Genomic DNA, 19,735 nt, shown 5'->3' on the forward strand with positions numbered 1-19,735 from the left:
TCGATCCAAAGACGGGTTTAAAGCGGAGATAAGAAGAGCAAGAGGAGGAACGGTGAGACTTCACTTCATACCGATTCATATCTTCCGAGAGACTCCATCGGTGACCTTCTTTGATGCTGGGGTCCCTGGGAGCAATGGCACCGACGTGGTCGCCCACCATGGCGCCGCCACGTCCCCCCCCGATCAAGACAGCTCAGAGCAGTACTACGTCCACCGTCATCAGGTGGACAACAACCTGGTGTTGGAAGGGGCTCGGACCTTCACGCTGCTCAATCCAGCCTGGGACCACCCCCATCACATCATTCATTTGATCCGCGCGATGGGTGCTCTCCAAATCCCGATCGGAACCTACCACCGCTCAGTTTCCAGCATCGACGGCAGTCTGGTTCTGAACCAGTCCATGCGTGATCGCGAATTTGATTACAGAACGGAATTCATCCCCATACGACTTCAAGCACAAGAGGATCTCCGGAAAGCAAAAGCAACGGTTCCATGGATCTGGAGCTGGAAAGATGGGCACATCTGCAGAGATCACGGATCTCAGTGATGGTGTTTCCGTCGTCGTGAATGACGACGAATGCGCTTCACCAATCGGTCGCTGATGGCGTTATCCGCTGCACACTCCAGCTGATTCCAGCGCCATCCCAGCAAAGACAGCAATAAGACGATTGCAATTGCGATCAACCAACCCACGGTGACAACTCAGAGTGACAGCTCAGAGACAAAGACTGCTGGTCCAGAGTTCTTCCTCGTCACCGAGATGTGTCCGAACGCAAGTGGTCACGCACTCGCCATCATCCACCGAGCAGGTGGTGATGCACTCAAGGCATGCCTCAACTGAATCCCAGGTTCCAGCCTGCTGTTGCTCCATGGCGCTCTCAACCGACTGAAGGAGTTGTAGGTCGCCGCTGGATCTCTGTCACAGCTTCCATGAAGACGAGTGAAGGAGGCGGGTTTTAGCGCTGGCCGTCCTGATCGAGGCTGAACTCCAGCAATGCAGCCGTGAGCAAGGTCTTCATCGTCTGCAGTGCCTCCTGCTCCCTTGGATCCGGCCCCCCAGGCCATTTCTCGAGATGAAAGCTCACCGAGCGATGGAGCAGGCGAACAGCCTCGAGATCCAGATCGAACTGGAGCGTGGCGCGGAACTCACTCATATCCACATTCTCCCTAACGCCGGCTCACCATGGCCAAATCGTTGACAGCGAGAAACCTAGGGAGTAGTACACAATTACTACACTTATGTCTATGGAGTCCTTGAACGTACCCCTTGCTGGGACTTGGCCACCGATGGGCGCTGAGCAACTACGGCCCAGTCGATCCCTCATGGTGTGCCTTACCTGCCAGCACTTTCAGCACACCCTTGCCGAGGCAGGAGTCACTCAGCCGGTCTGCGCACGCCATCAACAATTGCTCCCCCAGGGAGCACACCTTGATCACCGCTGCCACCAGTGGATGCAGCGACTGGAGAAGGAGATCGGCTGGTGCCCAGAGGGTGCCTAATTCGCTTCAAATCCCCCACAGTGACAAACAAAAGCCCCCTCGTGAGAGGGGGCTTTCCGATTCAGTTGATCTGAATCGTTTGGTCTGTTCCAGAAGGAACAGGTTGATTCCAGATCAACCGATGGCAGGAGCCTGCAGAGCCACAGGAGTGGACTCAACAGCAGCCAGGTCGAGGGGGAAGTTGTGAGCGTTGCGCTCGTGCATCACTTCCATGCCGAGGCCGGCACGGTTGATCATGTCGGCCCAGGTGTTCAGGACACGGCCCTGACTATCCAGGATGGACTGGTTGAAGTTGAAACCGTTCAGGTTGAAGGCCATGGTTGACACGCCCATGGACGTGAACCAGATGCCGACAACAGGCCAAGCACCCAGGAAGAAGTGAAGGCTACGGCTGTTGTTGAAGGAGGCGTATTGGAAGATCAGGCGACCGAAGTAACCGTGGGCAGCCACGATGTTGTAGGTCTCTTCCTCTTGGCCAAACTTGTAGCCGTAGTTCTGGGACTCGCTCTCGGTGGTTTCACGCACCAGGGAGGAGGTCACCAGGGAGCCGTGCATGGCGGAGAACAAGCTGCCGCCGAAGACACCTGCGACGCCCAACATGTGGAAGGGGTGCATCAGGATGTTGTGCTCGGCCTGGAACACCAGCATGAAGTTGAAGGTGCCAGAGATACCAAGGGGCATGCCGTCAGAGAAGGAGCCCTGACCGAAGGGGTAGACCAGGAAAACGGCCATCGCGGCAGACAGCGGAGCGCTGTAAGCGACGCAGATCCAGGGGCGCATGCCTAGGCGGTAGGAGAGTTCCCACTGACGTCCCATGTAGGCGGAAATGCCGATGAGGAAGTGGAAGCAAACCAACTGATATGGGCCGCCGTTGTACAGCCACTCATCGAGGGAAGCAGCTTCCCAGATGGGGTAGAAGTGCAGGCCGATGGCGTTTGAAGAAGGAACAACAGCACCGGAGATGATGTTGTTGCCGTAGATCAGGGAGCCAGCGACAGGCTCACGGATGCCATCGATATCGACAGGGGGTGCTGCGATAAACGCAATGGTGAAGCAGATGGTGGCCGCCAAGAGGCAGGGAATCATCAGTACGCCGAACCAACCCACGTAAATGCGGTTGTTGGTGTCGGTAACCCACTGACAAAAGGCTTCCCAATTGCTCTGGCGTCCGCTGCGAATTGCGGTGGACATAGAAGAAAAGAAGACGAATGAACCTCTCCCCGGAAAAAAAGGGGATAGGTGGACCAAGCCTATGGACGGAACCTTCAGTTACATAAGATTTAAACAATCAGAATCAGGTCTCAAGCAATCTTCATTAAGCACTTCATGAAGCATTCATGAAGTTGAATGAAGCAGCCAATCGCGTGATTGCTGAACGAAGCCGTTCCAGTTCAGCCGCTCCTGCTCAGCGGCCTGGGCCACGAGCAACGGGGCCTGCTGCTTCAACGCCACAAGATCCAGCTCATCCACACCCGCATTGACCGCCAGCCAATCCGCCATGGAACGTCCCACCACGCGGGTGAGATAGGCCGCACTGAGGGCTTGCATCGCTCCAGCGATGAGCCAGCTCCCCCCATCCAACTTGGCGAGACCCAGCAAGGTTTGTCCGGTCCACTCCACCACGCCCTGGGCCAGCGCCACACGCGCCAGCTGCGCCGCCGCTTCCCTGAGCACATCAGGCTGCAGCGACGTTCCCCAGATCTCTCCCATCTCCTTGATCATCAATCCGTTGGCCACCGCGACGGCAAGAAGATCAAGGCTTGGGACTGGGGATGCCAACACAGAACCGGCAACCACCCATTGGGTGCGTTGCTGGATCTGCAGAAAGCGCTCACGCCGGAGCGACTCCAAGTCGCGCTGCCAGCGCCGGTGAAGATCAGCCAAAAGCCGCGGCCGCGTCTCGGAAGCCGCCTGTTTCAGCAAACGGCGCAAAGGCCCTAAAGCAGCCCGAAGCGACATCGAAGGATCCCGAACCAGAATTCGCTCACGCCAGCGATCGGGGAGATCAGCGAGGAGAGCAGAGATGGCATCAGGCGACGATTCCTGACCCTCGGGAGTCACAAGCAGCCAGGCGGGTTGATCATCCGGCAACTGCTGAAGCCAAAGCAGGTCTGAAGCCAGCAATGGAGTGCCCAGGGTGAACAGAATCAGGTCCTGATCCACCAACCCACGAGGCCAACAGCGGCTGCCCTCAGTGATCAAGGGATGGCACAACGACAGGCTCAAAGACACCGAGCCTGCAAGAGATCGGCTGAGGTCCTCTTCGTTTGGTCCCTGATGGTTCCCCAGGGCGACCATCGCCATACGCACAGGACCGCTGCGCTCCACCACCAACTTCAATTCAGCGCGTCGGGCTAGATCCGCGGATGGTTGCTGCTCAAAACATGCGAACTGATCCAGCACCTCCTGGCAGCGAGCAATCCATCCATCCAGAGACACCGGTGCTGCGAACCGCGGTTTGCTGGGCTTGCGGCCGAGCCAGATCACCACGCCACCAGCAGCCAGGAGGCCCAGTCCTCCGCCGGGAACATGCATGACATCACTGATCAGCCAGTGTCCAGCAAGCAGGCCAGCTCCAGCCACAGCCAGCGGCCGCAGCAGCGACGTTGGTGGCATCACCAGATCTGGCAATGAAGCCGGGAATTTCAACAGAGAGTCTGTTGTAGCAGTGGCCCTTCTTAGCTCAACCCAACTCCTGACACCAGGACTTCAGGTCAGAGGGAAGACTTCTCCATAACTTGGGAAGAAGACGGGTTCAGCCATGACACACAGTCATCCCAACCCGATGGTCGACAACCGCAAGGGGGTGCGCAGGGTTCTCATGGTGGCTCTGGGCCTGAACATCACCATGTCGCTTCTGAAGCTTCTGGTGGGGGTCATGAGTGGATCCCTGGCGGTGATCGCGGATGCCATGCACAGCGCCACCGATGCCCTCTCCAGCCTCACGGGACTGGTCACGAACAAGCTCTCCGATCCACAGCCGGATCGCGATCATCCCTATGGACATCGCAAATACGAGGCGGTCGGAGCCCTTGGAATCGCAGGTTTCATCCTGTTCACAGCCATCGAAATCCTCATGCGTTCAGGGGAGCGGCTCCTGGAGGGGCTGCCACCCATTCGTGTCACGGGCCAGGAGCTTGTGCTGCTCACCCTTGTGCTGGGGTTCAATCTCCTGCTTGCGGGGTATGAGCTGCGGGAAGGTCGGCGACTCAACAGCAACCTGCTCAAGGCGGATGCCCAGCATGCGGCGAGTGACGTCTGGACCACCGTGGTGGTGCTAGTGGGCATGGCAGGGGCGGTATGGCTGCAGGTGAGCTGGCTCGACGTTGCTTTGGCGATCCCGATGGCTCTGCTGCTGATCCGTGTCTGCTCGCAGGTGCTGCGCAGCACCTTGCCCTGGCTGGTGGACCACATGGCGATTGCCCCCGAGGCCATCTACGCCGAAGCGATGTCCACCGCCGGGGTGATGAATTGCCACGACATCGCCAGCCGCGGCGTGCTGGGTCAGCAGATCTTCATCGAGATGCATATGGTTGTCGATGCCGACGATCTCACCAAGGCGCACCAGATCACTGAGCAGGTGGAGGAGCGCTTGGAAGAAACCTTCGGCCCGGTGCGGTGCACCATCCATTTGGAACCAAAGGACTACGTGGAGGACTGGATCACCTACACCGGAGCCCATGGCTGAAGCCGACACCGAAGTGACGCCGCTCGCGGGGCTGACAGAGCGTCAGCAGAGGGGCCTGATCGACGTACTCGACGAAGTCGGCCGCGCCGATGGCTGGTCTTGGCAACTGCCAGTTTTGCTGCAGGAACGCTGCTGGCTGAGGCTGTCCAGAACTCCCCTCACGGAGCTGCATCGCCTACTTACCCCGGATGGGCGTGATGAAGCCCCGGAACTGGTGCATTACAGGCGCCTGCTTCAGCAGGGGATGGATCCACTCTTGGCCCAGCAGAGCTGCTGGCATGACTTCGGCATGGAGGACTGCCAGAGAGCTCTCCGGGAGTATTGGAGCAGCCGGGACACGGCCATCCACGGATGGACGGCCCAGCGGTACCGACAACTGGTGAGCAGCTACCGCGAGCGGATCGAACGGGGGATCACGGCTGTTCCGATGCTGGTGCTCGCTCGAAAGAACAGCGTTGAATGCCACCAGCTGCTCTGGATCACCGAAAACACCCCGGTGATGCGTCACACTTGCGCCTGATTCCAGGCCATGGGCCATGAGTGATTCCTACAGCGATCCCCAACATCAGGCGGGACAGGGAGACGGCGGCCGTGACGGCCAGCGCAGTCGTGGCAACCGTGCCGGCGGCCGCGAAGGCGGAGGCTTTCGGATTCGTCTGAGCGACAACGAAATGCGCTCGGCAAGGGCGCTACAAGAGGCCTTCAATCTCCGTTCCACCGTTGCGGTCCTTGGTTTCGCGGTCCGCAGCCTGGGGCAGATGTTGGAGGACGGCCAACTCGACGCTCTGATCGAGCAACAACGCAATCAGCCCGCCCGAAGTGGCCGCCGCGATGGCGGTGGTCGTGATGGCGGTGGTCGCGATGGAGGTGGTCGTGATGGAGGTGGCCGCGGTCGCCGGTTCGACGACGAGCGCAGCAGCAGGGGTTCCCGTCCGAACCCGTTTGCTCGCCCTGCCAAACCCCAACCCGAAGCAAAGGCTGAACCCGTAGCGGAATCGGCGGTGGAGCCGGTGGTGGAGTCGGTAGTGGAATCTGAAGCGGCCCCAATCGACGACACCAGTTCGGCCCCCGTTGCGGATGGATCGGCCTTAGAGGTGTCGACGGACGAGACCAAAACCGAAACGACAGAGGACTGATTGATGAGCCGGCCAAGGGTTCTTTCCGGGGTGCAACCGACAGGAGCACTGCATCTCGGCAATTGGCTTGGTGCCATCCGCAACTGGGTTGACCTGCAGGAGAGCCACGACACCTTTGTCTGTGTGGTGGATCTCCACGCCATCACCGTTCCCCATGACCCCAGCCGTCTGGCTGAGGACACCCGCTCCACGGCTGCGCTGTACCTGGCCTGCGGCATGGACCCCAAGCGCTGCTCGGTGTTTGTGCAGAGCCAGGTGACAGCCCACAGCGAACTCTGCTGGCTCCTGAATTGCGTCACACCGCTCAATTGGCTGGAACGGATGATCCAGTTCAAGGAAAAGGCGGTGAAGCAAGGGGACAACGTTTCCGTGGGTCTGCTGGACTACCCGGTGCTGATGGCCGCCGACATCCTTCTCTATGACGCTGACCTTGTGCCCGTCGGTGAAGACCAAAAGCAGCACTTAGAACTGGCGCGTGACATCGCTCAGCAGCGCATCAATGCCCGTTTCGGTGACAAGGAAACGCCCGTACTCAAGGTTCCGAAACCGCTGATCCTCAAGGAGGGCGCTCGGGTCATGAGCCTGACTGATGGTCGCAGCAAGATGAGCAAGAGCGATCCGAATGAGGGAAGTCGCATCACGCTGCTGGACCCTCCAGAGCTGATCACCAAAAAGATCAAACGCGCCAAAACAGACCCCCTGCGGGGACTTGAATTCGACAACCCGGATCGACCAGAAACTGACAACCTCTTGGGGCTTTACGCGATCCTCAGCGGCAAGGGAAGGGAGCAGGCCGCCAGCGAATGCGCCGAGATGGGATGGGGGCAGTTCAAACCGATGCTGGCCGAAGCCACAGTGAACGCCCTGGAGCCCATCCAGGTGCGCTATCGCGAGCTGATGAGCGACCCCGCGGAGCTCGACCAGGTGCTGAGCACGGGACGCGAAAAAGCCGAAACCGTGGCCAACGCCACGTTGGAGCGGGTTCGAGAGGCCCTGGGCTTTGCCCGACGAGCCTGATAACGACCAAAGACAACCATCAGCTGCTCTTATCAATACAAGGGACAAGGCCTCGCCCCATACCCCAAGAGATTTGACGGAAACAATCGCAGCGACAGCAATGAGTCCCGGAAGACTCTGAGGACGCTCTCATTTGCGTAGACACAGCGATATCACCATGTCAACCCCTCAGGAGCCGATCTCGCGCAGAGGCGTCGTGGGCCAGCACTGTGACCGTCCACCTGATTGTCCTGCGTGCGTCATCTTTTTGCTGCGTTCAACAAAACCTCTCGTTGGAGCCGACCTCTGGTCGGTGCAGCGCTGAGCGCAGGAATGGTTCTTTGCGCAGGAGCATCACAGCCCCCCCAAAGCCCCCAAGATCTCCTGACAGACATCGGCGACAGCGACAGCAGTCGCGCCTCCCTGTCGTCAGGTAACGAGGGAGGTCGCTACGAGTTGACGCCTGAGCGACGCGCATTGCTCAACACCATCCGCTACGCCGAAGGCACCTGGAAAGACGGTGAAGACAAGGGCTACCAAATCATGTACGGGGGAGGTCAGTTCCAGGACCTCTCCCGTCATCCAGAGCGGGTGATCGTGAAGCGCTACACCAGCGCCGCTGCGGGTGCTTATCAGTTCCTGCCCAAGACCTGGAAAGGTGTCGCCCAGGAACTCAGGCTGTCCAGCTTCGAACCCAGGCACCAGGATCAGGCCGCACTGCATCTCGCGGAGCGAAGGGGTGCTCTCGATGAGATTGATCGGCAGGGTCTTACCAAGGACGCCATGGCAAAGCTGGCACCCGAATGGGCATCCTTCCCAACCAAAGCCGGTCACTCCGCCTACGGGCAACCGGTGAAGAGTCATCAGGAGCTGGCAAGCTTTTACAGCAGCAACCTGCGCCAGCTGAGAAGTCAGCTGGGTGCCTGAGTAGAACGGGAGGAACCCAGCTTCGCGGCCAGGGCCCACACCTCCGTGACCAAACCGTGCCACGGGTTCATGACCTCCATGGAAACGGCCATGGGCTGTGTTGAGGCAGCCACGAGGGCACGTGTGGCTGCAATCGCCTTCTTGCCGTCCCGCAGTCGCCGCTCCATGCCCTGACGCTCCTTGAGCGACATCACCGCATCCGGGCAGGCCTGAAGAAGCTCCTCCCCGCGCTGAAACCAGTGCTCGAAGTCATCGAGAAGTGAAGCCAGCAGTTCATCCAGCAGAGCACCAGCGTCCCGATTGGTTGACTCGCCCACGTGATGCCCTCTGGTCTCGCCCATAGGATGGCGGGCCTCGTACCTGAACCGGTGAGCAGCGCTGCAGCAACCACCCCAGCCCCTTCAGCACCAGTGGTTCTGCCCAAGACCAGCGAAAGCGATCAACTGCTCAAAATCCGCCACTCGATGAGCCACGTGATGGCCATGGCTGTGCAGCAGCTGTTTCCCAAGGCACGCGTCACCATCGGACCTTGGACCGAAACCGGGTTTTATTACGACTTCGACAATCCCGATCCCTTCACAGAGGCCGATCTAAAGGCCATCAAGAAAGGGATGATCAAGATCATCAACAGGAAACTGCCCCTTGAACGGGTTGAGGTGAGCCGCGGCGAGGCCGAAGCAAAAATCAAGGCCCAAAACGAGCCCTACAAGCTGGAGATCCTCGAAGGCCTTCAGGAGCCCATCACCCTCTACACCTTGGGTGAGGCCTGGTGGGACCTCTGCGCAGGACCTCACGTGGACCACACGGGGCAGCTCAACGCCAAGGCCTTTGAGCTGGAAAGCGTGGCAGGCGCCTACTGGCGTGGCGATGAAACCAAAGCGCAGCTGCAGCGCATCTACGGCACAGCCTGGGAAACCCCCGAACAACTGGCGGAGCACAAACGTCGCAAGGACGAAGCCCTGCGCCGGGATCACCGACGCATCGGCAAAGACCTCGACCTGTTCTCCATCGAGGATGAAGCCGGTGCAGGCCTGGTGTTCTGGCACCCCCGCGGCGCCCGCATGCGCCTGCTGATCGAGGAGTTCTGGCGTCAAGCCCACTTCGAGGGCGGATACGAGCTCCTCTACACACCCCACGTGGCCGACATCAGCCTCTGGAAGACATCAGGCCACCTCGACTTCTACGCCGAAAGTATGTTCGGTCCGATGGAGGTGGACGAACGGGAATACCAGCTCAAACCGATGAACTGCCCGTTCCACGTGCTCACCTACGCCAGCAAGCTGCGCAGCTATCGGGAACTGCCGATTCGCTGGGCCGAACTCGGGACTGTGTATCGCTACGAGCGACCGGGCGTGATGCACGGCCTGATGCGCGTGCGCGGCTTCACCCAAGACGATGCTCACGTGTTCTGCCTGCCGGAGCAGATCAGCGACGAGATTCTGAAAATCCTCGATCTCACCGAGCGCATCCTCTCCACCTTCGATTTCAGCAACTACGAGATCAACCTCTCCACCCGACCGGAGAAGTCGATCGGAGATGACGACGTCTGGGACCTCGCCACCAAAGGACTGATCGAGGCCCTGGAGCGCAAGGGCTGGGCGTACAAGATCGACGAAGGGGGCGGCGCCTTCTACGGCCCGAAGATCGATCTCAAAATCGAAGACGCCATCGGCCGGATGTGGCAGTGCTCGACCATCCAGCTGGATTTCAACCTGCCGGAACGCTTCAAGCTCGACTACATCGCCGCCGATGGAAGCAAGCAGCGTCCGATCATGATCCACCGCGCCATCTTCGGCTCGCTGGAGCGCTTCTTCGGGATCATGACCGAAAACTATGCCGGCGATTACCCGTTCTGGCTGGCCCCTGAACAGGTGCGACTGCTGCCGGTCACCGACGAAGTGCAGCCCTACGCCGATCAGCTGCTGGACCAGCTCACCAAGGCCGGGGTACGCGCCACAGTCGACCGCAGCGGCGATCGCCTCGGGAAGTTGATCCGCACCGGCGAACAGATGAAGATCCCTGTTCTGGCCGTCATCGGTGCGAAAGAAGCGGAGCAGAGCGCTGTGAGCCTGCGCAGTCGCCGGGATGGTGATCTCGGGGTCACAGCAGTGGCCGACCTGCTCAGAGCGGCCCAGACGGCCAACAACCAACGCGCTGCAGGCCTGGAGCTGAACTGATGACAGAGTCCCCTGTGAACAACCTGGCCGATCTCGCGCGTTTGCGTGGAGCACCAGAGCTGCTTCCTCAGACCAGAGATCAGCTCCGCCAAGAGCTCAACCAGGCGATGGCCACTGCCCATTGGTTCACCATTGGCGTCATGGCCCCCTCCATGGATCAGGCCCTCTCAGCGCTGCGCAATCTGGAGCAAAGCCAACAGTGGGAGTCCATGGAGCTTGTCGACAGCCCGGAGGGACCGGGTCCTGTTTTTCTGAAAGCCAACCAAAGGGGGGGGACAATCCGGATTCGGATCGAGCACGGCCTCGGCGAAGGAATTCTGATCACTGGGCACGGCGAGGACGAAACCACGCAAAGCACCACCTGGGGACCACTTCCACTGGACTTCTTCTCCTGACCTTCCCACGCTGGTAGGAGATACCGCGGCTTTGTATGGCCACCCCCACACTCCTTGCAGGGGACATGGGAGGCACCAAGACCCTGCTTGCTCTTTACGAGAGTGACGGGAGTCAGCTTCGCCTGCTGCATCAGCAGCGCTTTCGCTCCGGGGAATGGTCTTCTCTCGAGCCGATGCTCGGCAGCTTCCTCAACGATCGTCCAGCCGATCTTGCAGCTCCTGCTCATGCCTGCATCGCCGTAGCCGGTCCGGTACGTCACAGGGAGGCTCGGATTACCAATCTGCCCTGGCGGCTCCGGGAGGCCGACCTGGCTCATGCAGCGGGATTGGAACGTCTCGAGCTAGTCAACGACTTCGGCGTGCTGATTTACGGACTGCCCCACTTCGATGACAGCCAGCAAGTGATCCTTCAAAACGGTGAACAGGATCATGGCCCCCTGGCGATTCTTGGTGCCGGCACCGGTCTTGGCATGGCACGGGGACTGCGGACCGAACAGGGCTTGGTTGCCTTGGCAAGCGAGGGAGGGCACCGCGAGTTCGCCCCGCGCAATGAAGCGGAATGGAACCTGGCCTGTTGGCTCAAACAGGATCTCGGCGTCAGCAGGCTGTCGATCGAGCGCATCGTGAGTGGCACCGGCCTGGGGCATGTGGCCCACTGGCTGCTTCAAAAACCCGATGCCGGAATGCACCCCCTGCGCAGCGTTGCCGAAGCCTGGCGACGCAACAGCCCCAACGATCTTCCGGCTCAGGTGAGCCTCGCGGCTGAAGAGGGAGACCCTTTGATGCAGCGCGCTTTGCAGTTATGGCTCGAGGCCTATGGATCAGCGGCAGGCGACCTTGCCCTGCAAGAACTCTGCACAGGAGGCCTCTGGGTCGGTGGTGGCACCGCATCAAAACAATTAAAAGGACTGCGATCCGCAAGCTTTCTCAAGGCGATGCGCGATAAGGGACGCTTCCGCGAGCTGATTGAAGGGCTGCAGGTCACAGCCGTGATCGATCCCGATGCCGGACTGTTCAGTGCCGCCTGCCGCGCACAGATGCTGGCGGAGTCAGGTGGGACACTGGCCTGAGCAGAGGATCAGCGATGTCGCAGCCGCGCATCGGTCAGAAAGTGGTCGTTGACGTACCGGCAACTACCGCCAATCTCGGACCAGGCTTTGACTGCCTCGGTGCTGCCCTCGATCTGAACAACCGTTTCGCGATGCGTCGGATCGAAGGCGGTGGTGAACGGTTTGAGCTGATTATTGAAGGTTCGGAGGGCAGCCACCTCCGCGGTGGGCCAGAGAATCTCGTTTACAGAGCGGCGCAACGGGTATGGAAGGCGGCTGGGCTCGAACCCGTTGCGCTGGAAGCACGGGTTCGGCTTGCGGTGCCACCTGCACGGGGACTGGGCAGCAGTGCCACGGCGATTGTGGCCGGATTAATGGGGGCCAATGCCCTCGTTGGTGAACCCCTCTCCAAGGAGAAGCTGCTGGAACTGGCCATTGATATTGAAGGGCACCCCGACAACGTTGTGCCTTCTCTTCTGGGGGGGCTCTGCATGACCGCCAAGGCTGCATCCCAGCGCTGGCGTGTGGTTCGTTGCGAATGGACGCCGAGTGTGAAGGCCGTTATTGCGATTCCATCGATTCGCCTCAGCACCAGCGAAGCCCGCCGCGCCATGCCCAAGGCCATCCCCGTTGGCGATGCGGTGGTGAACTTGGGCGCCCTGACCCTGCTGCTTCAAGGGCTCCGCACCGGCAATGGTGACCTGATCTCCGACGGCATGCATGATCGACTGCACGAGCCTTACCGCTGGCGGCTGATCAAAGGCGGTGACCAGGTCAAACAGGCGGCAATGGAAGCTGGAGCCTGGGGTTGCGCGATCAGCGGTGCAGGGCCGAGCGTCCTGGCGCTCTGCTCGGAAGACAAAGGCCCAGGCGTCAGCCGCGCCATGGTCAAAGCGTGGGAAGCGGCGGGAGTCGCCAGCCGTGCACCGGTGCTGAATCTGCAGACCTCAGGCAGCCACTGGCAACCTGCGGAAGATGAGTAGATCCACCTAAACCGAGGGTTCAGCCCTGTTAGCTTTGTTAAAGATTGCAGACAGGGAATGGACGCTGGGTTAGCAGAGCTTGCTGTCTCGAGCAGTCCATTCCCCTGGTTATCCCTGATTGTGTTGCTGCCGGCGGCAGCAGCCCTGGTGTTGCCACTGGTGCCAGCCAGCGAGGACAAGCCATCCCCGGCGCCCAGAATCATCACGCTCATCGTCCTTCTGGTCGATCTGCTGCTGATGATGGGGGTGTTTGCCACCCGCTTCGACCCCAGCGCTGAAGGCCTCCAGTTGGTGGAGCGTGTGAGCTGGCTCCCGGCCCTCGGCCTGGAGTGGTCCCTTGGTGTGGATGGTCTTTCCGCGCCTTTGGTCGTTCTCAGCGGCCTGGTGACCTTGCTCTCAGTAGCCGCCAGCTGGTCGGTTGAGCGCAAACCAAGGCTGTACTTCGCCCTGATGCTGGTTCAGGCCTCTGCCCAGGGCCTGGTCTTTCTCTCCCAAGACTTCCTGCTCTTCTTCCTCGCTTGGGAATTGGAGCTGGTTCCCGTTTACCTGTTGATCGCTATTTGGGGCGGACAGAACCGCCAATACGCCGCGACCAAATTCATCCTCTACACAGCGCTTGCCTCATTGCTGATCCTGATCAGTGGTTTAGCGCTGGCCCTTTCGGGCGATTCCTTTACGTTCAACCTCACTGAACTGGCCGCTCGCTCCCCCGGCGGCAGCTTTGGTCTGTTGTGTTACCTGGGCTTCCTGATCGGCTTCGGCGTCAAACTGCCGATGTTCCCTCTGCACACGTGGCTCCCGGATGCCCACGGTGAGGCGAATGCGCCGGTTTCGATGCTTCTGGCAGGTGTGCTCTTGAAAATGGGCGGATACGCGCTGCTCCGCTTCAACGTGCAGATGCTGCCGGATGCGCACTACACCCTCGCTCCTGCACTGGTGATCCTCGGGATCGTGAACATCGTCTACGGCGCCCTCAACGCCTTTGCCCAAGACAACGTGAAGCGCAGGATCGCTTGCAGCTCAGTCAGTCACATGGGATTCGTCCTTGTGGGGATCGGTGCCGTGGATGCACTGGGGATCAGCGGCGCGATGCTTCAGATGGTCAGCCACGGCCTGATCGCCGCCGCGATGTTCTTCGTGACAGGGGTGTTTTACGAGCGAACAAAAACTCTCTCAATTCCAAACATGGGGGGGTTGGCGAAAGCGTTGCCCATCACCTTCGCCTTCTTCCTGGCCAGCTCCCTGGCATCGCTGGCGCTGCCAGGCATGAGCGGCTTTATCAGTGAAATCACCGTGTTCCTTGGCATCACCAGCCAGGAAGCCTTCACTTCACTGTTCCGATCGATCACCGTGCTTCTGGCCGCCATCGGTCTTGTACTCACACCGATCTATCTGCTCTCCATGTGCAGGAGAGTGTTCTTTGGCCCAAGGATTCCTGCACTTGCCAGCGTGAATGACATGAGGCCTAGGGAATTGATCATTGGCCTCAGCCTGCTGGTACCAACCCTGGTGATCGGAATCTGGCCTCGCGTCGCAATGGATCTCTACGAGGCCTCCACCAATGCCCTCGCCCTGCAGTTCATCGCCAGCTGAAATGACGACCTCTATTTCCCCCCTGCTTCGCGGCAAAGGGCTTCCCGAGTTTCAGGCCATTTCGCCAGAGCTGGTCAGCCAAGACATTCCTGTTCTCCTCGAACAGCTCGATCGAGCCTTCACTGAGCTTGAGAAATCTCTGGAATCAGCCTTAGCGGGCCCGTCCCGACTCTCCTGGGACCCGGTCATGCAGCCGCTTCAGGCCATCGGCGAACGGCTGCGGTGGAGCTGGGGTGTGGTGTCTCACCTCAATGGCGTCTGCAATTCTCCCGAGCTACGCGATGCCCATGCCACCCAGCAGCCCGATGTTGTGCGTCTCAGCAACCGCCTGGGGCAAAGCCAGATTCTTCATCGGGCCCTGGAATCACTGCAAAGCAGTCCTGCCGATCCGCTGAACGCAACCCAACAGAGGATTCTGAAATCAGAGTTGCTGTCGATGCAGCAGCGCGGGGTTGGCCTCAGTGGCGATGAGAAAGCAGCCTTCAACCGCACCAGTGAGCGTCTGGCAGCACTCTCCACCCAGTTCGGAAACCACGTCCTCGATGCCACGCAGCAGTGGACCCTGAAGCTCACCCAACCCAACGAGGTGGAAGGCCTGCCGCAAAGGGCTTTGGAAGCGCTGGCCGCAGCAGCGCGTGAGGCAGGGGACGCTGAGGCTTCCGCTGAATCCGGCCCCTGGCTGCTTGGGCTGGACATGCCCCGCTACCTGCCGTTCCTGACCCATGCCAAAAACCGTGCCCTGCGAGAACAGGCCTATCGCGCTCACGTGGGTCGAGCAAGCGAGGGAGAACTCGATAACCGTGCGTTGATTGAAGAAATCCTGACCCTGAGGAGAGAACAAGCCGCTCGCCTGGGGTATGCCCACTGGGCTGATCTCAGCCTCAGCGCCAAAATGGCCGATGACGTGCCGGCGGTCGAAGCACTGCTGGAAGAACTCCGCGCTGCGGCCTATCCAGCAGCTGAGCAGGAACTGCGGGATCTCCAAGCCATCGCCCGGGAACACCAAGCCCCGGAAGCCGATGACTTGGCCCCCTGGGATGTCGCGTACTGGTCAGAGCGACTGCGCCAATCCCGTTTCGACTTAGATCAAGAAGCTCTGCGCCCCTGGTTCCCACTGCCGAAGGTTTTAGACGGTCTGTTCAGCCTGTGCTCACGGCTGTTTGACGTGGAGATTGTCGCCGCCGATGGCGAGGCACCGATCTGGAACGACGATGTTCGCTTCTTCCGGGTGAAACGCTCGGATGGCATACCGATCGCTGGCTTCTACCTGGACCCCTACAGCCGGCCGGCGAGCAAACGCGGTGGGGCCTGGATGGATGAATGCCTCGGCCTGAAGAAGCAACCGGATGGATCGGTGGTGCTGCCGGTGGCCTATCTGATCTGTAACCAGACTCCACCTGTCGGAGACACCCCCAGCCTGATGAGCTTCGAGGAGGTGGAGACCCTCTTCCATGAATTCGGCCATGGGCTCCAGCACATGCTCACCACCGTTGAAGAACCGGAAGCCGCCGGCATCAGCAACGTGGAATGGGATGCCGTTGAACTCCCCAGCCAGTTCATGGAGAACTGGTGCCTCGATCACGCCACATTGATGGGCATGGCGCGCCACTGGAAGACCGGTGAACCTCTGCCTGAGGCTGAATTCAACAAGCTACGCAGCAGTCGCACCTTCAATGCGGGACTGGCCACCCTGCGGCAAGTTCACTTCGCCCTCAGTGACCTTCGCCTCCACAGCAAGTGGACTCCGGAGCTCGGCATTACGCCCGACGCGCTGCGCCGTGAGATCGCCGCGACCACCACAGTGATGGCTCCGATCCCGGAGGATCAATTCCTCTGTTCCTTCGGCCATATCTTTGCGGGCGGTTATTCAGCCGGGTACTACTCCTACAAATGGGCTGAAGTGCTGAGTGCGGATGCCTTCTCAGCATTTGAGGAGGTGGGTCTGGATCATGAGGATCGGGTTCGTGAAACCGGAGCTCGCTTCCGCGACACCGTGCTCAGCCTGGGTGGTAGCCGCTCCCCTTCGGAAGTCTTCGAAGCATTCCGCGGCCGCCCTGCAAGCACCGAGGCGCTGATTCGCCATTCCGGCCTGGTTGCCGCGGCCTGAACTCAGTCGCGCAACGTGCTGCAAAGCCGTCGAAGGGCGGCGGGATGGCTAATCAACTGCTGATGGGTCCAAACGGGGAGGCCCTCGCGACGACCCATCGGCAGAACGGCCCTCCAGCCTGGACACACCATCAGATCCCAGCGGCAAAAGAAGCTGCAGCACTCGATAGCAGCCAGGGCCTTGGGCTGTCCATTCAGTTGCCGTAACAGGCGACTGCCCACTTTCATGTCTGCAGCGCCGGCCAGTAGCGGGCGGGGCATCAGCTGGGCGGCAAGGGTGCCCTGCTGTGGACTGCCCACGCTGAAGAAGCGCCTGGTGCGCTGCACCCCCCCCAGCTCCTGCAACCAGATCCTCCCGATCACTCCCCCCATCGAGAACCCCAGAAGATCAACTTCGGTGTCTGAACCGAAGCGCTCCTGAATGTGCTGATCCAAGCGAGACGCCAACTGACGTAAGGGGACCCACCCCAGACCATGGGGAAGGTGCGGCGCAAGCAACGGGCGATCCGGCTGGTCAAGTTCCTGAATCAGGCGGTGAAAGAGGCGGGGCGTGTCCCAGAGACCATGCACCAGAACGAGGGGAGTGGTCACAGCGCCGACGTCCACCCGTGACGCGAGCGTTCCACGAACACCCGACCGTTGAACCCTGGAACCGGTGCAGCACATTTGGTCAGTCGCAGCCAGACCGGGATGGGCCCGTACAGCGTTTCCAGACGATCCAGAACCTGCTCGCTGAAGTGCTCGATCGTGAAGCAACGAACCTGCTGGGACAGAGCTTGCAGGGCCTGAATCGCCACGCTGTAGTCAAGGCTCCGGCTCAGGTCGTCGGCTCCGGCGGCGGCAGTCAGATCGAGCTGAACACTGAAATCAAGGCTGAACCACTGGCCATCCCGGCGTTCGTGCTCCAACACCCCGACATGGGCCCACAAGCGGAGCTCCCGCACCCCGATGCAATCCATCAGAGGGGCCGGTCGATGTGGGTGAAGGCACAGCTGCCGTTGGCGTAGTCGGCAGCGATGTGGCCCTCGCCGCGTAACCGGTAGCGGTACGTCACCAGCCCCTCCAAACCGACCGGTCCCCGGGGCGGCAGGGTCTGGGTGCTAATTCCCACCTCAGCGCCGAATCCGTAGCGGAAACCATCGGCAAACCGGCTCGAGCAGTTGTGATAAACCCCGGCGCTATCCACCGCCGCAAGGAAGCGATCAGCAGCCTTGGAATCCTCGGTGAGGATCACTTCGGTGTGACGCGACCCGTAAGAGCGGATGTGGTCGGTAGCTGCCTCCAGATCATCCACCAGCTTCACTGCCAGGATCAGATCCAGATACTCGGTGCTCCAGTCCTCCTCCGTGGCCGCTTCAGCCACACCAAGGTCCATGCTCTCCGCATCGCCCCGCAGCTGAACCCCGGCAGCCGCGAATGCCGGCAGTGCTGCAGCAAGAAAAGGCTTGGCAATGGCCCGATGCACCAGCAACGTTTCGATGGCATTGCAGGCTGCGGGGTACTGGCTCTTGCTGTCCACCGCCACCCGAACGGCTTTATCAACGTCGGCCGCAGCATCCACGAAGAGATGGCAGACCCCATCGGCATGGCCGAGCACCGGGATGCGGGTGTTGTCCTGGATGAAGCGAACCAGTTCGTTGCTGCCCCTGGGGATGATCAGATCCACGAGGCCATCCAGACGCAACAACGCCAGGCTCTCCTGACGTGTGGTGAGCAGCGCGAGGGCATCGGCAGACACCGGACTTGCCGCCAGACCTGCCTGCAAGGCTTCCATCACGGCCTCGTTGGTGCAGCGCGCCTCACTGCCCCCCTTCAACAGGGCACCATTTCCCGAACGGATCGCCAGGGACGCGATCTGCATGACCGCATCAGGCCTGGCTTCAAAGATCACACCCACCACCCCAAGCGGGACGGAAACCCGTTCCAGGACCAATCCGTGATCCAGCTCCCTATGCAACTGGCGACAGCCCAGTGGATCGCTCAGGCTGGCCACCTTGCGGACGCCATCAATCGCTGCAGCCAACTTGGTTTCATCCAGCTTCAGCCTGGCCATCAGGGCCGGTGCCAGTCCCTCGGTTGCAGACCGTTCAAGGTCTTGACGATTGGCAGCCAGGATGCTGCCGGCACGCTCGGTCAGGGCATCCGCCATCGCCTGGAGCGCCAGCGCCCGTTGGCCGTCATCAGTCTGCCCCAGATCAACAGCAGCACGACGGACAGCCGCTGCACGCTGCAACAGCGCGGCGGAAGGCTCTGGAACGCTGGACATCAACGCAATCAATCTGGAGCCATCATCCCGTTCAGCCGCTGCAGGGCGAGCCGCGCAGCCCCAAGGCGTCCGGCGCCATTACCAAGGCAGGCGGCTTCGATGCGCAACCCCTCCCGCGACACGGCCTGAACCCGCGACTCCACCTCGCGGCGTACTGACGGGAGAAAGTGATGCGCTGCACCCGCCAGCCCACCACCCAGCAACACCAACTGAGGGGTAAACACGTAAACCAAAGAGGCAACGCCACAGCCCAGACACTCGCCGTAACGGTTCCAGACCTCAACGGCAGCCGGATCACCGGCATCGGCCTCTGCACTGAGCTGGCGAGGATCGCGATCGCAGAGCCGCCGCAGGCCCGTGATGCTCGCGAACTGCTCCAGGGAGCCACGGTTGCCGCTGTTGCAGGCCGGACCATCGGGCTGCAACCCGATCAGCCCCGGTTCCGCCGCCGCACCGTTGTGGCCCGTGAACAACTCCCCCTGCAGGAGCACTCCCCCTCCCACACCGGTGCCGAGGGTGAGCAGCACCACATCCTCCACACCCTGGGCAGCACCGAGCCAGGCCTCACCCACCACGGCACAGTTGCCGTCATTGGCGAGGGTGACCCGGCGATTGAGCCGTGACTCCAACCAGTCCGCCAGCGGCACGTCCTCCCAGCCGGGCAAGTTGATGCAAACCCGCGCCACCCGGGCAGCCGCATCCATCGGACCAGGAAGCCCGATGCCAACCGCCTCGGCCTGGTGCTCCGGGTCGATCTTTGCGATGGCCTCACAAAGGGCCATGGTCACGGCGCCAGGAACGGCGGGCTGCGGTGTGGGCCATTGCGCCTCCGCTAGCACCGTGCCATCGGAAGAGATCCGAGCCAGCTTGATCGCCGTGCCCCCGAGATCTACACCGATCACCTGCGCAACAGGCATGA

Annotated in this window: 21 protein-coding genes; 13 read left to right on the forward strand and 8 right to left on the reverse strand. The window is 60.9% G+C overall.

The window, feature by feature from the left end; all coding sequences use genetic code 11:
* Positions 1–100: 100 nt before the first annotated feature.
* Positions 101–547, forward strand: a complete 447-nt coding sequence (locus FZZ92_RS12180; RefSeq protein ID WP_370631287.1) for a hemagglutinin — start codon at positions 101–103, stop codon at positions 545–547.
* Positions 548–956: 409 nt separating this feature from the next.
* Here FZZ92_RS12180 and FZZ92_RS12185 read toward each other — a convergent pair whose 3' ends face one another.
* The gene (locus tag FZZ92_RS12185) at positions 957–1,154 is read right to left on the reverse strand and encodes a hypothetical protein (RefSeq protein ID WP_226423312.1); all 198 of its coding nucleotides are present in this window, start codon (positions 1,152–1,154) and stop codon (positions 957–959) included.
* A gap of 133 nt (positions 1,155–1,287) precedes the next feature.
* Between FZZ92_RS12185 and FZZ92_RS12190 the strand changes: the two genes are divergently transcribed.
* Positions 1,288–1,500, forward strand: coding sequence for a galactose oxidase (locus tag FZZ92_RS12190; protein WP_226423313.1), 213 nt, complete (start codon positions 1,288–1,290; stop codon positions 1,498–1,500).
* 114 nt (positions 1,501–1,614) lie between these two features.
* On the opposite strand, the gene psbA is transcribed toward FZZ92_RS12190, so the two are convergent.
* Positions 1,615–2,691, reverse strand: coding sequence for a photosystem II q(b) protein (gene psbA, locus FZZ92_RS12195; protein ID WP_166016669.1), 1,077 nt, complete (start codon positions 2,689–2,691; stop codon positions 1,615–1,617).
* Between the two features lie 144 nt (positions 2,692–2,835).
* Positions 2,836–4,116, reverse strand: a complete 1,281-nt coding sequence (locus FZZ92_RS12200; protein ID WP_226423314.1) for a YcjF family protein — start codon at positions 4,114–4,116, stop codon at positions 2,836–2,838.
* Positions 4,117–4,261: 145 nt separating this feature from the next.
* Between FZZ92_RS12200 and FZZ92_RS12205 the strand changes: the two genes are divergently transcribed.
* The 5 genes from FZZ92_RS12205 (at position 4,262) to FZZ92_RS12225 (ending at position 8,247) form a co-directional block, all read left to right on the forward strand.
* Complete coding sequence (locus FZZ92_RS12205; RefSeq protein ID WP_226406681.1) at positions 4,262–5,188, forward strand: cation diffusion facilitator family transporter; 927 nt, start codon at positions 4,262–4,264, stop codon at positions 5,186–5,188.
* The gene (locus FZZ92_RS12210) at positions 5,181–5,708 is read left to right on the forward strand and encodes a hypothetical protein (RefSeq protein WP_226398465.1); all 528 of its coding nucleotides are present in this window, start codon (positions 5,181–5,183) and stop codon (positions 5,706–5,708) included. The genes FZZ92_RS12205 and FZZ92_RS12210 overlap by 8 nt, the downstream gene beginning before the upstream one ends.
* 16 nt (positions 5,709–5,724) lie before the next feature.
* Positions 5,725–6,324, forward strand: coding sequence for a hypothetical protein (locus tag FZZ92_RS12215; protein WP_226423315.1), 600 nt, complete (start codon positions 5,725–5,727; stop codon positions 6,322–6,324).
* Between the two features lie 3 nt (positions 6,325–6,327).
* Positions 6,328–7,341: a tryptophan--tRNA ligase gene (gene trpS / locus FZZ92_RS12220; RefSeq protein ID WP_226423316.1), complete on the forward strand. Its 1,014-nt coding sequence runs from the start codon at positions 6,328–6,330 to the stop codon at positions 7,339–7,341.
* Between the two features lie 312 nt (positions 7,342–7,653).
* A complete protein-coding gene (locus tag FZZ92_RS12225) occupies positions 7,654–8,247 on the forward strand; it encodes a glycoside hydrolase family 104 protein (protein WP_226408208.1) in 594 nt (197 codons plus the stop codon).
* Here the strand turns inward: FZZ92_RS12225 and FZZ92_RS12230 are convergent.
* On the reverse strand, positions 8,232–8,588 hold the full coding sequence (locus tag FZZ92_RS12230; protein WP_226423317.1) for a DUF2605 family protein: 357 nt from the start codon (positions 8,586–8,588) through the stop codon (positions 8,232–8,234). The two genes, FZZ92_RS12225 and FZZ92_RS12230, sit on opposite strands and share 16 nt — an antisense overlap.
* A gap of 3 nt (positions 8,589–8,591) precedes the next feature.
* Here FZZ92_RS12230 and thrS point away from each other — a divergent pair, with 3 nt between their 5' ends.
* Genes thrS through FZZ92_RS12260 form a run of 6 tightly spaced genes read left to right on the forward strand, consistent with a single transcriptional unit; the run spans position 8,592 to position 16,551 of the window.
* Complete coding sequence (thrS, locus tag FZZ92_RS12235) at positions 8,592–10,424, forward strand: threonine--tRNA ligase (protein ID WP_226423318.1); 1,833 nt, start codon at positions 8,592–8,594, stop codon at positions 10,422–10,424.
* Positions 10,424–10,819, forward strand: coding sequence for a DUF1824 family protein (locus tag FZZ92_RS12240; RefSeq protein ID WP_226398460.1), 396 nt, complete (start codon positions 10,424–10,426; stop codon positions 10,817–10,819). Before thrS ends, FZZ92_RS12240 begins: the two co-directional genes overlap by 1 nt.
* Before the next feature lie 35 nt (positions 10,820–10,854).
* A complete protein-coding gene (locus FZZ92_RS12245; protein ID WP_226398459.1) occupies positions 10,855–11,889 on the forward strand; it encodes a glucokinase in 1,035 nt (344 codons plus the stop codon).
* A 14-nt stretch (positions 11,890–11,903) separates the two neighbouring features.
* Entirely contained in the window at positions 11,904–12,851 is a 948-nt protein-coding gene (gene thrB, locus FZZ92_RS12250) for a homoserine kinase (RefSeq protein ID WP_226423319.1), read from the forward strand.
* 57 nt (positions 12,852–12,908) lie between these two features.
* The gene (locus FZZ92_RS12255) at positions 12,909–14,444 is read left to right on the forward strand and encodes an NAD(P)H-quinone oxidoreductase subunit 4 (protein ID WP_115023507.1); all 1,536 of its coding nucleotides are present in this window, start codon (positions 12,909–12,911) and stop codon (positions 14,442–14,444) included.
* 1 nt (position 14,445) lies between these two features.
* A complete protein-coding gene (locus FZZ92_RS12260) occupies positions 14,446–16,551 on the forward strand; it encodes a M3 family metallopeptidase (protein ID WP_226423320.1) in 2,106 nt (701 codons plus the stop codon).
* Between the two features lie 2 nt (positions 16,552–16,553).
* On the opposite strand, the gene FZZ92_RS12265 is transcribed toward FZZ92_RS12260, so the two are convergent.
* The 4 genes from FZZ92_RS12265 to FZZ92_RS12280 are packed head-to-tail and all read right to left on the reverse strand — an operon-like array spanning position 16,554 to position 19,733.
* Positions 16,554–17,156, reverse strand: coding sequence for an alpha/beta fold hydrolase (locus FZZ92_RS12265; protein WP_226423321.1), 603 nt, complete (start codon positions 17,154–17,156; stop codon positions 16,554–16,556).
* Complete coding sequence (locus FZZ92_RS12270; RefSeq protein ID WP_226423322.1) at positions 17,138–17,509, reverse strand: dihydroneopterin aldolase; 372 nt, start codon at positions 17,507–17,509, stop codon at positions 17,138–17,140. The genes FZZ92_RS12265 and FZZ92_RS12270 overlap by 19 nt, the downstream gene beginning before the upstream one ends.
* Positions 17,509–18,816: a glutamate-5-semialdehyde dehydrogenase gene (locus tag FZZ92_RS12275; protein WP_226398454.1), complete on the reverse strand. Its 1,308-nt coding sequence runs from the start codon at positions 18,814–18,816 to the stop codon at positions 17,509–17,511. Before FZZ92_RS12275 ends, FZZ92_RS12270 begins: the two co-directional genes overlap by 1 nt.
* Positions 18,817–18,824: 8 nt before the next feature.
* Complete coding sequence (locus FZZ92_RS12280) at positions 18,825–19,733, reverse strand: ROK family protein (RefSeq protein ID WP_226398453.1); 909 nt, start codon at positions 19,731–19,733, stop codon at positions 18,825–18,827.
* Between the last annotated feature and the right edge of the window lie 2 nt (positions 19,734–19,735).

This window comes from Synechococcus sp. MU1611 (assembly GCF_020514255.1).
In the GTDB taxonomy this organism is placed as follows: Bacteria; Cyanobacteriota; Cyanobacteriia; order PCC-6307; family Cyanobiaceae; genus Parasynechococcus.